Source organism: Halanaerobium sp. MA284_MarDTE_T2 (assembly GCF_003337245.1).
Lineage (GTDB): Bacteria > Bacillota > Halanaerobiia > Halanaerobiales > Halanaerobiaceae > QPJE01.
Genome location: NZ_QPJE01000001.1, coordinates 156906 through 172797, shown reverse-complemented (window position 1 = coordinate 172797; position 15892 = coordinate 156906). Strand labels below are relative to the sequence as shown.

The 15892-nt window shown below is 33.4% G+C and carries 15 protein-coding genes; 14 read left to right on the top strand and 1 reads right to left on the bottom strand.

The annotated features are described in order from the left end of the window. Positions 1 to 53 precede the first annotated feature (53 nt). From DFR78_RS00800 to DFR78_RS00755, 10 genes are all read left to right on the top strand, one after another. Positions 54 to 314: a stage V sporulation protein S gene (locus DFR78_RS00800; protein ID WP_114456944.1), complete on the top strand. Its 261-nt coding sequence runs from the start codon at positions 54 to 56 to the stop codon at positions 312 to 314. A gap of 120 nt (positions 315 to 434) precedes the next feature. Continuing rightward, complete coding sequence (locus DFR78_RS00795) at positions 435 to 1379, top strand: dipeptidase (RefSeq protein ID WP_114456943.1); 945 nt, start codon at positions 435 to 437, stop codon at positions 1377 to 1379. A gap of 13 nt (positions 1380 to 1392) precedes the next feature. Beyond that, positions 1393 to 2082 carry a response regulator transcription factor gene (locus tag DFR78_RS00790; protein ID WP_114456942.1) on the top strand — a complete coding sequence of 230 codons (690 nt, stop codon included), beginning with the start codon at positions 1393 to 1395 and terminating at the stop codon, positions 2080 to 2082. Continuing rightward, a complete protein-coding gene (locus DFR78_RS00785) occupies positions 2082 to 3491 on the top strand; it encodes an ATP-binding protein (RefSeq protein ID WP_114456941.1) in 1410 nt (469 codons plus the stop codon). Before DFR78_RS00790 ends, DFR78_RS00785 begins: the two co-directional genes overlap by 1 nt. A gap of 135 nt (positions 3492 to 3626) precedes the next feature. Further along, a complete protein-coding gene (locus DFR78_RS00780; protein WP_233486925.1) occupies positions 3627 to 4232 on the top strand; it encodes a MotA/TolQ/ExbB proton channel family protein in 606 nt (201 codons plus the stop codon). Beyond that, entirely contained in the window at positions 4213 to 4617 is a 405-nt protein-coding gene (locus tag DFR78_RS00775) for a biopolymer transporter ExbD (protein WP_114456939.1), read from the top strand. The genes DFR78_RS00780 and DFR78_RS00775 overlap by 20 nt, the downstream gene beginning before the upstream one ends. A gap of 15 nt (positions 4618 to 4632) precedes the next feature. Continuing rightward, a complete protein-coding gene (locus DFR78_RS00770; protein WP_114456938.1) occupies positions 4633 to 5574 on the top strand; it encodes an energy transducer TonB in 942 nt (313 codons plus the stop codon). Positions 5575 to 5577: 3 nt separating this feature from the next. Continuing rightward, entirely contained in the window at positions 5578 to 7560 is a 1983-nt protein-coding gene (locus DFR78_RS00765; RefSeq protein WP_114456937.1) for a hypothetical protein, read from the top strand. After that, a complete protein-coding gene (locus DFR78_RS00760; protein ID WP_114456936.1) occupies positions 7560 to 8321 on the top strand; it encodes an S-layer homology domain-containing protein in 762 nt (253 codons plus the stop codon). The genes DFR78_RS00765 and DFR78_RS00760 overlap by 1 nt, the downstream gene beginning before the upstream one ends. A gap of 20 nt (positions 8322 to 8341) precedes the next feature. After that, positions 8342 to 8926: a cell wall hydrolase gene (locus DFR78_RS00755; protein WP_114456935.1), complete on the top strand. Its 585-nt coding sequence runs from the start codon at positions 8342 to 8344 to the stop codon at positions 8924 to 8926. A gap of 101 nt (positions 8927 to 9027) precedes the next feature. On the opposite strand, the gene gyrA is transcribed toward DFR78_RS00755, so the two are convergent. Next, entirely contained in the window at positions 9028 to 11412 is a 2385-nt protein-coding gene (gyrA, locus tag DFR78_RS00750) for a DNA gyrase subunit A (protein ID WP_114456934.1), read from the bottom strand. A 155-nt stretch (positions 11413 to 11567) separates the two neighbouring features. Between gyrA and gyrB the strand changes: the two genes are divergently transcribed. The 4 genes from gyrB (at position 11568) to DFR78_RS00730 (ending at position 15884) form a co-directional block, all read left to right on the top strand. Beyond that, positions 11568 to 13478 carry a DNA topoisomerase (ATP-hydrolyzing) subunit B gene (gene gyrB / locus DFR78_RS00745; protein WP_114456933.1) on the top strand — a complete coding sequence of 637 codons (1911 nt, stop codon included), beginning with the start codon at positions 11568 to 11570 and terminating at the stop codon, positions 13476 to 13478. A 17-nt stretch (positions 13479 to 13495) separates the two neighbouring features. Next, positions 13496 to 14758, top strand: coding sequence for a chloride channel protein (locus DFR78_RS00740; protein WP_114456932.1), 1263 nt, complete (start codon positions 13496 to 13498; stop codon positions 14756 to 14758). 146 nt (positions 14759 to 14904) lie between these two features. Beyond that, positions 14905 to 15066, top strand: coding sequence for a rubredoxin (gene rd, locus DFR78_RS00735; protein WP_114456931.1), 162 nt, complete (start codon positions 14905 to 14907; stop codon positions 15064 to 15066). Positions 15067 to 15236: 170 nt separating this feature from the next. After that, complete coding sequence (locus DFR78_RS00730; protein WP_114456930.1) at positions 15237 to 15884, top strand: TrkA family potassium uptake protein; 648 nt, start codon at positions 15237 to 15239, stop codon at positions 15882 to 15884. Positions 15885 to 15892 lie beyond the last annotated feature (8 nt).

Below are 15892 nucleotides of genomic sequence, written 5' to 3'. Positions count from 1 at the left end.
ACTAATATATTATATAGAGGGAATTAATTTATAGAGGGAGGTAATTTACGAACATGGAAGTATTAAAAGTATCATCAAATTCAAGTCCAAACAAAGTTGCAGGGGCATTAGCCGGTGTTTTGCGTGAAAGGGGAAATGCCGAACTACAAGCTATCGGCGCCGGGGCCCTAAACCAAGGTGTAAAAGCAGTAGCTATTGCAAGAGGATTTGTGGCACCCAGTGGAATTGACCTTATTTGTATCCCTGCTTTTACAGATATCGAAATTGATGGGGAGGAAAGAACTGCAATAAAATTAATTGTTGAACCACGTTAATAATTACTATAAATCTGTTTGCTGTAAAAGGCAGACAGATTTTTTTATTATGGCTTGTTTTATTACAGTAAAAAGCTATATAATATAAATTAAAGAGAACTTTTTAGGAGATGAATTAAATTGGATTATAAAATTGCTGATGGACACACAGATATGCTTTTAAATTTTAATAGAGACAAAGATTTTTGTTTTAATAAAAATAATAAAAACTTTCATGTTGATCTCCCTAAACTCAAAGAAGCTAATATCGCTTTAGAAGTTTTTGCAGTTTTTATAGAAGATGGATATTTTCCAGAAAATGCATTAAAAAGAACTCTGCATTATATTAATATTTTTCGAGAAACAATAGCTTCTAAAAAAGATATTGTTCATATTAAAGATAGCACAGATATTATAAGAGCAGAAGCGGAAAATAAAATATCTGCTGTGTTAAGTCTTGAAGGTGCTGATGCAGTAACGGAATTGAGCCAAATAAATAGCTTTTATAATCTTGGAGTTAGATTAATTACACTGACCTGGAACAGGCGCAATATGCTTGCAGATGGACTTACAGTTAATAGTGGTGGAGGTTTAACAGATCTTGGCAAAAAAGCAGTAGAACTTATGAATCAGCTTAAAATTACTATAGACCTTTCTCATATAAGTCAGGAGGGCTTTTGGGATATTATTGATTTAAGCTCTAAACCAGTTGTAGCTTCACATTCCAATGTAAAAAAAATTAGAAGTATAGAAAGAAATTTAGATGACAGTCAAATCAGAGCAGTTGCTAAAAATGGTGGTTTGATAGGAATTAATTTCTGCCCTCAATTTTTAAATACTTCTGCTGCTGATGTCGACGGCAGTGATATAATAAAACACATTGATTATATAGTTAAATTAGCCGGTATTGAGTCTGTAGCACTTGGCTCTGATTATGATGGTATTACTAACACACCCGTTGGTTTCGAAAATATCGGTAAACTGCAGCTGCTTGCAGAAAAATTAAATAAAAATGGATATAAAAGCAGAGAAATAGAAAAAATATTATACTTAAACTGGAGAAGAGTTTTTTTGGAAAATCTCTAAAAAAGGTGTTCATATGCAAAATAAAATTTTAATTGTTGAAGATGAAGCAAAAATCAGAAAACTGATAAAAACATATTTAGAAGACAGTGGTTTTACCACTGTTGAAGCTGAAGATGGTAGAAAAGCTCTTGATATTTTTCATTCAGATAATAATATTGACTTTATTGTACTGGATCTTATGCTGCCAAAAATTAGTGGGGAGGAAGTCTGTCAAAAAATAAGGCAGGTTTCTGATATTCCAATTCTGATGCTCACTGCCAAAAGTAGTGAAGAAAATAAAATTGAAGGATTTGATTATGGGGCAGATGATTATCTTACCAAACCTTTTAGTCCAAGAGAGCTTACCGCAAGAATAAAAGCTATTTTAAGAAGAACAGATATGAATAAAATAAAAGCAAATATACTTTCATTTGCAGATGGTAAAATTAAAATATTTCCTGAAGAAATGAGGGTATTATTAAATGATTCAGATGTAGATTTAACAAATACAGAATTTAAAATTTTACTTGAACTTGTTAATAATGCAGGACAGGTTCTTTCCCGTGAACAGTTAGCTGACAAAGTTATGGGGCTCGAATTTAACGGTTTTGATAGAACCATTGATGCTCATATTAAAAATATAAGAAAGAAAATGGAACTAAACAAAGATGAATATATAATAACAGTTTATGGAGCAGGTTATAAATTTGTTGGTGATAACTAATGAGCAAACTCAGTTTTAAATTATTTTTTATATTTATTATATTAATTGTGCTGAGCCTTTCTGTAGCTGGATTTTTTATTAATTTTTCCGTCGGAGAACACTTCAATGATTTTGTGAACATGCAGAGAGAAGACAGTATAATTGAACTGGCGGAAATATTAAAAGATTATCTGTCCAGAGATAATATTAATACTTCTGAATTAAATAAAATTATTAATAATTTTACTAGAGCTAATAGAATTCCAATTTGGCTTAGATTGGCAAAACAGAAAAATGGAGAATATATTTACAGACCAGGTACAGAAGGTCATATGAATAATATGATGCGGAGAATGGGGCCGATGATGGGAGCTTCCCATATGCCAATTCACAGTCAAATTTCTCCTGATGATTTTCCTGGTAAAACAAGAATAAACGAAATCAAAATTAATGACTCTACTAAAGCATATATTTACTGGAAAGAAATTGCTGTCAATGCAGAATCAGAGGCAGGTATTTATCAGTATTTTAAAAAGAGTGTTTTTAATGCTATTTTTATCAGTGGAATATTTGTAGCTACCGCAGCCGGTTTAATGGCATTTTTTCTTTCCAAATATATTACCAGACCCCTGCTGAAGCTAAATCGTTCTGCTTTAAATGTTGCTGATGGAAACTATAAACAGAAAGTTAATATAAAAGGTAATGATGAACTTGCTCAGCTTGGAGAATCATTTAATATAATGACTGATAAGCTTGAAAAACTGGAAAAAATAAGAAAAGACTCTACATCCGATCTGGCTCATGAGCTGCGCACACCGGTGACTACTATTAAAGGCTATTTAGAAGCTGTTGAGGATGGTTTAATGGAAATGGATAATCAAACCATTAAAGAGCTGCAGGAAGAGTCTGAACGCCTAATTAGACTTATTAATCAGCTTCAGGAATACAGTGAAGCACAGAATAAAATTATCAATTTAAATAAAGAAAGACTTGACTTAAGCTCCATTTTAAGCGAAATATTGAACAAATATCAATTTAATATAAAAGACAAAGACATTTCTGTAAATTTAGACCTTGCACAAAATACATCAATAACTGCAGATAGAGACAGCATGATACAGATTTTAAGTAATTTAATAGAAAATGCTGTTAAATATAATAGAGTAGGAGGAAAAATAAATGTAGAAAGCAAAAATCTAAACGACCATATTGCTGTAAAAATAATTAATACTGGCCCAGAAATAGATCAAAAAGATCTGCCATTTATTTTTGAAAGGTTTTATCGTGCAGACCAATCCAGATCTAAAGATACGGGGGGTACAGGTATAGGACTTGCTGTTACAAAAGAGCTGGTGGAAGCACATGGTGGAACAATATCAGTAAAAAGCAAGAAAGAAGAGACTATTTTTACTATTATTCTACCCTTATAATCCTCAATTTAAAGAAAGGATTATAATCGTTTATGTAGAACTTATGTATTAGCAAACTTATAATATTATTAATAAAGAGGAGTGATCAATTTGAATTTGAGTCGTATATGGAATTTTTTCTCACTTGGGGGTCCAATGTCTATCCCACTTCTGCTTGCATCAGTTTTTAGTCTTGCAGTTATTATAGAAAAAGCGATATTTTTTGCCCAACATAAAGATAATAATTTTAGACTTATAAAAAGAATAGAAATATTGGTTGAAGAGGGAGATATTTTAAGTGCATTAAACGAATTGAAAGGAAAAAAAGGACCAAATGCCAAACTTCTATCAACGGCATTAGCTCATAATAGTGAAAACCCGGCCAGACTAAGGGAAGTTCTTCAGGCAGTAGGTGAAAATGAGATTAAAAAAATGGAAAAGCATCTTCCAATTCTTGATGTAATAGCTATGATATCACCACTGCTGGGACTGCTGGGTACAGTTATAGGTATCATCAGCAGCTTCAATATACTCGGTACAGCTGCAGGAGCTGCTAATCCGGCTCAGATCAGTTCCGGGATTGCTGCTGCTCTTATCAGTACAGCTATGGGATTAATTATAGCTATCCCTACAGCAGTATTTTATTCATATTTTTCCCAAAAAGTTGAGAAAAAAGCACATGAAATGAATTTAAACATGGTTGAAATAATAGATGTCGTTGGCAGTAACAGAGGTGAGGATAATGTTCAGAACTACTCTTAAAAAGAAAAGTTCTATCAATATTATCCCTATGATTGATGTAATATTTTTTTTATTGGTTTTCTTTATGCTATTTACCACTTTTAGATCAAATCCATATGGAATAGATATGCAGCTGCCGCGTGCTGTCACTGCTACCGAACAAACAAACAAAAACTTTTTAGTCGAAATAGACGAAAATGGTAATTATTTTTATGATGGAAACAACCTACCACTGTCTGAAATTGTTGCTCAGGCTGAAAACAGGAACTCTGAAACTGATTCTTTAGTTGTTATCATAAGTGCTGATAAAAATACAAAATATGAAAATGTCGTTTCAGTCATGGATGGAATGCGTCAGGTAGGAATATATAAGCTGGCCCTTGCGGCAGAAAAAGAAGGTAATTAATAGGATGGTGAAGTTATGTCTGGAAATGATAATCAAAATAAATTAGCAGCATATGTTGTTTTTTCTATAATTCTTCATCTCCTACTTCTTTATTTTATTCCTTTTGGATTTATGCAGGGGAATGTTAGGGGTGAAAACACTGATTTAAATGATTATGGCTATATTCAATTGGTTGAATATCAACCTGCTCCACTGCAGACCGAAGAACCTGTTCCCCAGGAAGAAATAGAGGAAATCACTGCAGAACAGGAAAAAATTACTGAAGAAAAAGAAGATACAGAAGCTAAAGAAGTAGAAGAACCTGAAGAAATTAAAAAACCAGAACCGGAGCACGAACCTGAAATTGAAGAAAATATAGAAGTGGAATCTGATATTACAGAAGAAGAATTATCACAGGAAAACACGTCAGCTGAAGAAGTGAAAAAGGAAACTGAAGATATAAAGGAAGAAATTACGGATACAGAAACTAATGATAGTGAAAATACAGAAACTAAAGTTTTAAGCAGTGAAAAAAGTGATGTGGAAGTAGAAATAGAAGAAGAACAAAATACTGCAGAAGATAGTGCTCAAAGTGCAGAAAATATTAAGCCTGGTGAAGAAGAAGTTGAACAGACTCCACCCCCACCTCCACCACCTACATCTGGTGAGTTAATCAGTATAGTAGTTAGACCTGCTTTTCCAAAAGATCTAGTTGGCAGCAGGGCTGAAGGTACTGTTAAATTAACTGTTGAAATTACCCCTGAAGGAACTGTTAAAAATGTCACAATTAATGAAACTTCAGGTTATGATACAATGGACAGGGTTGCAGTTTTAACAATAAAAAGAGGCTGGAGTTTTAAATCATATAATAAAGCATATGTAATACCAATAGAAGTAAAATACTATATTGATGAATTTGATAATTCACAGGTAGATGTTAATCTTGGAAATGTTGAATTTTTAACAGGAGGTGAATAATTTATGAGAAAAACTATTTCCTTAGCTTTACTTTTATTTCTTGCATTAAGTTCAGCTTCAGGCTGTGTAATGGCCCAGGATAAATTTTTTAAACATATAGATCAAAATAATAACCTCAGACTGGGTAATGATTATATTGTACTTGTTGTTAACCAGCAGGAAAACAGCCAGGGCAGATTTGCAATTGAAACAACCGGTGGAGCACCTTTGAGAAATAATGATAATAATAAACCACTGATTTATGGAAGACCCAGTCCCTGGACATCCTATACAACACTCTGGATAAATAACAAAAAATATATTTTTGGCGGTAAAACTGAACGCAGAGCTGGGAATAATGGTAATTATGGTGAAATTATAACTCCTCCTACAGTTGAGGGGGACAGTATTATCACCCGCTCAAAGTTTGGAGATATTATAGTTGAACAGATATTAAGTATTGTAAAAAGTTCTACCACCGGACTTCCGGATACAGGGCAGATAAAATATAGGATCATTAATAACAGTAAAGAAGAGCAAAAAATTGGTCTAAGGATAATGCTGGATACTATGCTGGGAGAAAATGATGGAGCTCCTTTTAGATTAGGTACTGATGCTGTGACTACAGATAAATTGTACTACAAAAAAGAGCTTAATAATTTCTGGCAGGCTTTCGACAGTTTGGCTGCCCCTCAAGTTACCTCACAAGGTACTTTTTTAGGACCAGATGTTACCCCACCTGATAAAGTTTATTTTGCTGACTGGGGAAGTCTGGCTGATGGTATATGGGATTTTGACTTTAATCCCGGCCAGGAATTTATTCGCAAAGGTGAATATGAAATAGACAGTGCAATTGCTATGTTCTGGGTGCCGGAAAAAATTCCAGCAGGTGAAAGTAAAACTTATATAACTAAATATGGTCTTGGTGGAATTACCATTGTCCCTGGACTTATTTCTCTGGGAGTAACTTCACCGGCAGAAGTAACACTGGATAAAGACAACGAAAGTTTTCCTATTATTGCCTATTTGGAAAACACTTCAGAAATAAATGCCAGAAATGTTTCAGTAAAACTGGAACTTCCTGATACATTTGAAGCTGGTAAAATAACAAGAGAACTTGGAAATATGAAAGCTGGTGAGTCTGCTCAGCTTAAATGGGATGTTAAACCAGCCGGTTCAGAAATTCCAAAAGAAATAACTTACAGAGTACTGGTGGAGGCAGATAATACTGATTCAAACCAGGTAGAAAGAAATGTTAAATTTGTTGGTCCTCCAGTATTAAATGCAAAAATTACACTACTGGAAGATGTAGGCATAATTAATGGTCAGCTGAAGCCCAATCCTTTTAAGCTGCAGGCAAAATTAAGTAATAGTGGAGAATCATCTCTATATGGGGTCGAAGCTGAACTAATATTACCACCTGGTCTTGTCCCAGGTCCCAGTGAAAAACTCAAAAAGCACCTAGGCTACCTTCAATCTCAGGAAAATTTAAAAGTAAACTGGTTAATAGAGGCTTTAAGAATTGATGGAGAACTTCCTTTTGCAGTTAAGGTTAGCGGTATTAATGGGTATGAAAAAACAATTGTCGAAAAAATTAGTCTGCCGGAATTAAAACCTATTATATATCTGAATGTGGTAGAAGAAGATGACAGCAACTTTATTTCTATTGAACTTAGAGCAGCCAATATTGCAGAGGCAGAAAATTTAAGTTTTAACTTTAATTATAACACTGATAAATTGAGATTAAGTTATATTTCTCGAGGCAATTTATTTGTGACCGAAGGAAATCTGCTTCCATGGAACAAACCTAAAAAAATAAAGGATGGTTTAATTGAATTTAATCAAGAGCTTCCATTTAGCAGAGCTACAGGAGTTCTGGCAACACTTCACTTCAGAAAAAAAGAAGAGAATATTGGTAATATTATTGTCAATAATCTAAAAGCATTTGATGGTTTGGGTAATGAAATACAGCTTGATATTAAGAATATTAAACAGGAGGCTAAATAATGAAAATTAAAGTTACAGTATTAATAATGATTTTACTGCTCACATTTAGTGTCATTGGGCAGGCAGCAGAAATTAAGGATGTACCAAGAGACCACTGGGCATATGACAGTGTTCAGCAGCTGATAGATAGAGGATATCTTTCACTTTATTCCGATGGTACTTTTAAGGGTAATGAAAAAGTTTCCAGATATGAACTGGCCGAAATTATTGCCAGAATGTTAAACAATATGGAGGCTGGTACTCAGGAATTATCTGAAGAAGATGTAGACGTAATTAGAAAATTATCGCTTGAGTTTAGAGATGAATTGGTTGCAGTAGCCCAAAATCAGAAAGTTTTTGAGGACAGAATTAAAAAGGTTGAACAGAAGAATATGATTCAGGATGAAGATATTGGTAATGTAAACGACAGGGTTTCTTCACTGGAAGGTGAAGTATCAGATATTATTGATCAAGTTGTAGAAATTAAAAATCTACAGGAAGAAGTTACTTCTCTTTCGAGCAGAATATCTGATTTAGAACAGGAACTTGCTTTAACTAAAAGAAATATTGGAGTTGATGGTGAACTGGCATCAAGCTCCACCATACAAAATCTTCAGGATAGTCAGAGTGTTGCTATGACAAAAATTAATCAGCTGGAAAATAGAATTTCCGACCTGGAAGAACAACTTGAAGTAAAAAATCAAAAGCTGGCAGAAAAGAAAGGATCAGGAAATACTGCGTATATTTTAGGAGGACTGGCTTTGCTGGCCCTATTACTATAATTTAAAGGAGATTTTAGCTTATGCAGCATTTAAGGTGGAGAGGAGTTTCACTTTTATTAATAATATTTCTTCTAACAAATACATTTATGTTTTTCTTTTCTGGGGTAGGCAGCAGTAGAGCTGCTGCTGCTTCAATTGAAAACGAGGATGTTGTTACAGGTATTGGATTAATGCTTCTTCTGTTAATTTTTGCTGATAATGACAAAAGCAGTGCAGAAAATTTAAACAACATATCAGTTGACAGATTTTCTACTGAAGATATTAATATTCTGGCAAAAGCAGTTCATGCGGAAGCACGAGGAGAAATTTATATGGGTAAAGTTGCAGTAGCTGCTGTTATAATTAACAGAGTTTATCATCCATCCTTCCCGAACACTATAAAAGAAGTTGTCTATCAGAGTGGTCAGTTTACTTCAGTAGAAAATGGACAAATTAATTTGTCTCCCAGCAGTGATTCATATAAAGCTGCTTATGAAGCTGCTGAAGGAAATGATCCGAGCAGAGGAAGCCTTTATTTTTATAATCCTGATAAATCAAAAAATCCAGAGTTTTTTGCTAAAAGAAAAAAGGTTGTTAAAATAGGTAATCATGTTTTTCTAAAATAATTAAAAAAGCTCATGAACAAAATATCCTTCGAACTTTTTTATTTACAGTAAGATTAAATTAAGAAAAGCGGCCAGATAGGCCGCTTTTCTTAATTTAAGTATTAATTATCTGTTTTTATTAAATTTTTGCTGATGAAAACAGCTTTTTCAAATTCATCATCTTTCACAGTACTATACATATTACCACCTGGAGCAGTTTCGGGTATATCAGAAACATTGACAGTATAAAGCTTGCTATTTTTATCTACAATAACTATCTGATCATTATTTTCTGCTTTAACTGCACCTGCTAATTTATAACTGCTGTTTGAATAAATCCTCTGACCTCTGCCGTTTCTGTTCTGTAACCTAAAAGCCTTCATTCTAATTTTATTTGCTCTTCCACATTCTGTTATTGATACAATAAATTTATCCTTATCATATATTTCAAAATTTATAACTTCATCATCAGAATTTAATTTAATTGCTTTACTCCCAATTGTATTTCTGCCAGTAGTGGAAAAACTTTTCCCGTTAAATCTTATTAAATATCCATTTTTACTAATAAATATTAAATCATTTTCTACAGAAGTTTGATGAACATTGATCAATCTGTCATCATTTATTTTTATGGCCCTAATATGTGTGTAGTTGGTATCATATTCATCAGCTTCAGTTCTCTTCACAACACCACTGCTTGTTGCAAAAGTAAGGAATTCTCGCTGATTAACATCTTTGGGTAGTATATTGAGAGAAACAATCTTTTCCTGTATAGGTATCTGGATGTAGTTAGTTAAACTCTCTCCGGTAGATAGTCCGTGGTGTTCTTCAATCTGATGAATAGAAAGATTATAAACCTCTCCAGAATCAGTAAAAAACATCAACTGATCTAAAGAAGAACCACTAACAATATAATTAATAAAATCATTTTTGCTCTGACGCAAATTAGAGATTTCGTCATTTCTTTTTATAATACCTCTATATGATAGAGAAATAACAGCAGATTTTTCTTTAATTAAATCCTGCTTATTAATTACAGCCTTTCTATCATCCGCAATAATTTCTGTTCTTCTTCTGTCAGCAAATTTATTTTTAATTTCTTTTAATTCTTTTTTCATAACTTTTTTTAATTCTGATTCACTAGAAAGAACTTTTTTATAATAGGATATTTTTTTTGCCAGTTCGTTTCTTTCAGATTCAATCTTATTTATCTCGATTCCAACCAGTCTCTGCAGCTGCATTTCTAAAATTGACTGGGCCTGTCTGGCGCTAATACGCAGACCTTCAATTAGTTTTTTCTTTGCTTCCTTTTTTGAATCAGAGTTTCTAATTATATGAATTACCAGATCAAGATTATCAACGGCTTTTTCTAAACCTTCTAAAATATGAAATCTATCTTCAGCTTTATCTAAATTGTATTTTGTGTAATTGCGGATTACTTCTTTTCTGAAGTCTATAAAATGAGATATCATTTCCAAGAGACTCATTACTACTGGTTTGTTGTCAAGCAGGGCCAGTAGATTAATTCTGAAACTTCCCTGCAGTGATGTATATTTATAGAGCCTATTCAATATTAGGTCTGTATCTGCACCAGATTTCAGTTCAATCACTATTCTTATTCCATTTTTATCAGATTCGTCCCGAAGATCAGAAACTGTAGACAGCTTATCTTTATTAACAAGTTCAGCAATTTCTTCTATTAACTTTGTTTTATTAAGCTGATAGGGTATTTCTGTAATAATAATCTGCTTATGTCTCCCTTTTTTTTCAATCTCAGTTTTCCCTCTGAGTATAATTTTCCCTTTTCCACTTTGATATGCCTCTTTTATTCCATCATCACCAATTATTTTTCCTCCAGTAGGAAAATCAGGACCAGGCATATAATTACTTATAATTGTATCCAGTCTGGCATTTGGATAATCAATTATATGCAGCACAGCATCTATTACTTCAGCTAAATTATGAGGAGGTATAGATGTACTCATACCAACAGCAATACCGCTGGATCCATTTACCAAAAGGTTCGGTATTTTTGAGGGAAGCACAACAGGTTCTTTAAGGCTTCCATCAAAGTTATCAGTAAAATCTACTGTATTTTCATCAATATTTTCCAGCAGAGACTCAGCAAAATTAGTCAGCTTTGTTTCTGTGTATCTCATGGCAGCAGCACTATCACCATCAATAGAACCAAAATTTCCATGTCCATCTATAAGCGGGTAACGCTGATTAAAATCCTGGGCCATTCTTACCAAAGCATCGTAAACTGCTGAATCACCATGAGGATGGAATTTACCTAAAACCTCTCCAACCAGCCGGGCAGATTTTTTATGTGGTCTGTTGTGCAGTAAGCCAAGCTCTTTTGCTGCAAAAAGTATCCTCCTGTGTACCGGTTTTAAACCATCTCTGACATCAGGCAGAGCTCTACCTATAATAACACTTAAAGAATAGTTTAAATAAGCATTCTTCATTTTATCTTCAATTGCGATTGGATATATTTTTTCTGACATATTATTTCTCCTCTCAACAAATATTTGCATGTTTATAATTGCTAGTATATAATATCATTTTGATAGTATCATATGCAAACATTTATTTGCAAGGTTTAGCTGGAATTTAAAACTCCTCTCTGTTATAATAATAAACATGAAGGATGGTGAGTGTTATGTCACTTTTTACAGAAACTGATTATAATGCAGATCAAATACAGGTTTTAGAAGGTCTTGAAGCGGTAAGAAAAAGGCCAGGTATGTATATTGGAAGTACAGGTATACGAGGCTTACATCATCTAGTCTGGGAAGTAGTTGACAATAGTATAGATGAATTTTTAGCTGGATATGGTAGTAAAATTAAAGTTACCATACATAAAAATAATGAAATAACAGTTGAAGATTTTGGAAGAGGTATACCAGCTGATATACATAAAGATACAGGTTTGCCAGCAGTACAGGTTGTTTTGACCACTTTACATGCAGGTGGTAAATTTAATAATAATAGTTATAAAGTTTCCGGTGGACTGCACGGTGTAGGAATTTCCGTGGTAAATGCTCTATCGGAAAAATTGATACTTACTACTCACTGGAAAGGTAATAAATATCAGCAAATTTTTAAAAGAGGTCTGGCAGCTGACAAATTAAAAAAACTGGGGAAAACAGATAGAAGTGGAACAATTATTCGCTTTAAACCTGATCCGGAAATTTTCCCTTCCACAGAATTTAAATTCGAAAATTTATCCCATCGACTACAGGAATCCGCCTATTTAAATAAAGAATTGACCCTTATACTAGTAGATGAACGTGGAGAAGAGGCAAGAAAAAAGACTTTTCAATATGATGGAGGAATAAAAGCCTTTGTACAGTACCTCAATAAAGACAGAAATCTTATTCATGATAATATAGTATATATTCAGGCAGAACCAGAAGAATATTCTATAGAAGCAGCTTTTCAATATAATGACGGTTATAGTGAAAGAATTTATTCTTATGCCAATAATATTAACACAATAGATGGAGGCTATCATTTAACAGGATTTAAAATTGCTTTGACCAGAGCACTTAACAATTTTGCCAAAAAAAATAATATGCTTCCTTCTAAAATTACATCATTAAAAGGAAATGATGTTAGAGAAGGAATTACTGCAGTAATTAATATTAAGCTGCCTGAACCACAATTTGAAGGTCAGACAAAAACTAAATTAGGAAATAGTGAGATCAGAAGTGTAGTGGAAACAGAAATATATAATTATTTAAGTCTATATTTTGATACAAATCCTGAGGTAGCTAAAGCTATTGTTGATAAAGCAATTCAGGCTGTAAGAGCCAGAAAAGCATCCAAAAAGGCACGTGAACTGACAAAGAGAAAAAGTGCATTAAATTCCAATTCTCTACCAGGTAAATTAGCAGACTGTACAAGTAGAAAACCAGAAGACAGCGAACTATTTATTGTTGAAGGGGATTCTGCCGGTGGCTCAGCTAAACAGGGGAGAGATAGATATTTCCAGGCTATTCTGCCGTTAAAGGGAAAAATACTTAATGTGGAAAGAGCAAGGCTGGATAAAATTTTGAACAATAATGAAGTTGCATCAATTATCACTGCACTCGGAGCTGGAATTGGTGAAGAGTTCAATATCAATAAACTAAGATATCATAAAATTATAATTATGACAGATGCTGATGTTGATGGAGCTCATATAGCAACTTTGATATTGACCCTTTTTTACCGCTATATGCCGAAATTAATAGAAAATGGTTTTATTTATATAGCACAGCCTCCTCTCTATAAAATTACTGAAAGAAAAAAATCTACCTACATTTTTAGCGATAAAGAGCTAAACGAATATCGTCAAAACAAAGATAAAAATTTTTCTCTACAGCGTTATAAAGGCTTGGGGGAAATGAACCCGGAACAGCTCTGGGAAACAACCATGGACCCCAAAAAAAGAGTTTTGCAAAAAGTAGAAATAGATGATGATATTGAAGCTGACAATATCTTTACCCGCCTGATGGGAGCAAATGCTTCGCTGAGAAAAGAATTTATATTTAATAATGCAGAACTAGCTGATGAGTTAGATATTTAAATTTTGGTGGTGATTTTTTGCAGAATGGATATGAAAATCAATATAAAAAAATATTAATAGCAGTAATTCTAGGCTTTATAGTAGGATGTATTGCTTTAATATACAATAAATTCCTTGATTATATAATAATAAAAATTTTATATTTGAATAATCTTCAGTCACTTACATTTCGTATAATATCTATATTTTTTCCTGCTCTGGGTGGCCTTATAGTCGGGTATATGATTAAATATGGCAGTATTACAGCAAAAGGACATGGTATACCTGCTATACTGGCTTCAATTAAAAGCCGGGAAAGGCATCTGACATATAAAGATCTTTTAACAGAAGGTTTTGCCTCTGCTGTTACTATTTCTTCTGGTGGTTCAGCAGGACGGATAGGACCAATTGTAGAAATTGGTGCCGGAATCGGTGATTTAATAGGTTTTAAATTAAACTACACTCTGTATGATTACCAGACACTGCTTGGGTGTGGTGCAGCAGCTGGAGTTGCCGGTTTATTCCATGCTCCATTAGGTGGAATTATGTTTGCAACTGAAATACTTTTCAACAAAATAGAAAAAAATCGTCTAATAATGCTTACAATAAGTGCTGTTTCAGCAGATATGATCATAATCTTAAACTCAGATAGCTTGTTTTTACCAAAATTAAATTTCAATATCCCTGACATACGTTTTGGTTTTATATCTATATTTATAGGTTTGTTTGCAGCTATACCTGGTGTTTTGTTTATATGTTCTCTAAAATTAAGTGAAGAGCTTTTTTCAAAATTAAAGTTTAAAGATATTTTGAAACCTGCTGCAGGTGGTTTAGCAGTTGGTATAACAGCATTTTTTATTCCGGATATACTTGGTTCTGGAAGTCAGATTATTGTTCAACTTTACAAACACCCTAACTATTTAATGAGAGGCCTTATATTAGTAATGGTTTTTAAAATAATTGCAACTGCCTTAACACTAGGCTCAGGTGGATCAGGAGGGATTTTTTCCCCATCACTGCTGATCGGTTTAACATATGGACTGTTGATAGAGAAAATTATAAACATTATTTTTCCATTCTTATGCATATCAATACAGCTGTATGCTCTTGTTGGTATGGCTGCGGTCTTGAGTGCAGTAATAAGGGCTCCTCTTACTTCAGCTTTTATTATTGCAGAATTTACCCATAATTATGCACTTATACTTCCTTTACTGATCGCTGCACTTACAGCTGAACGATCTGCCAATTTAAGTGGTCTTAAGTCAGCTTATTCTCCAGAATATTTTAAGCGTTTTTATTGATTTGATAGGCATCATAGGGAATTTATTGTTTCAATTTTTTTCTGTATTAAATTGGTAATGCACAACACTTTTATTTGCTTGACTTTTTAAGCTTTTATGTTATAATTAAGGCAATAAAATATAATTGGGAAGGAGCGATTTTCTTAATGACAAAATATCAGTGTACTGTTTGTATGTATATTTATGATCCTGAAGAAGGTGATCCTACAAGCGATATCGAACCTGGTACAGCTTTTGAAGATCTCCCAGAAGACTGGACCTGCCCTGAATGTGGTGTAGGTAAAGATATGTTTGAGCCTCTTGACTAATTTTAGAAAAATAATTTTTAACAGCTGGGGTTTTTAACCCCAGTTTTCCATTATTAAATATATGATTCTAGAGATTTAGTAATTCTTTACTTTTAAATACTCATATAGTATAATTAGCACAAAAGTTTATAAATAATCGGCCGTTTTTGTTTATAGGAGGTATTATATATATGAAGCAGTTTGTCGTAATAGGTCTGGGAAGATTTGGTGCTAGTGTTGCAGAAACCCTTGCTGAAAATGGATTTGATGTACTGGCCATAGATAAGAATCCAGAAAGAGTACAGTCAATTGCTGATATAGTCACACATGCTGTAGAAGCAGATGCTACAGATGAAGAAGCATTAAAAACACTGGGAGTCAGAAATTTTGATGTAGCAGTGGTTAGTATTGGTGATAATGTATCTGCTAATATACTCTGTACTTTGATTTTAAAAGAACTTAATGTTCCCTATGTGGTTGTTAAAGCTCCCGATTCACTGCATGGAAAAGTTTTAACAAAGGTTGGGGCAGATAGGGTTGTCTATCCAGAGAGGGATATGGGAGCCAGAATAGCAAACAATTTAATTTCTTCTAATGTTTTGGATTACATAGAATTTGCTCCTGAATATGGTGTTATTGAAATACTTGTATCAGAAAAAATGATAGGAAAAACTCTGGGAGAACTTGCTCTGCGGAGTAAATTTAATGTTAATGTAATGGCGATTAAGAGAGGTCAGGAACTATTTATCTCACCAGGAGCGGATGATAAAATATTAGAAGAAGATAGATTGGTTGTAATAGGGAAAAACGAAAATCTAGAACAGCTGAAAAGTTTTTAGATAAGCAG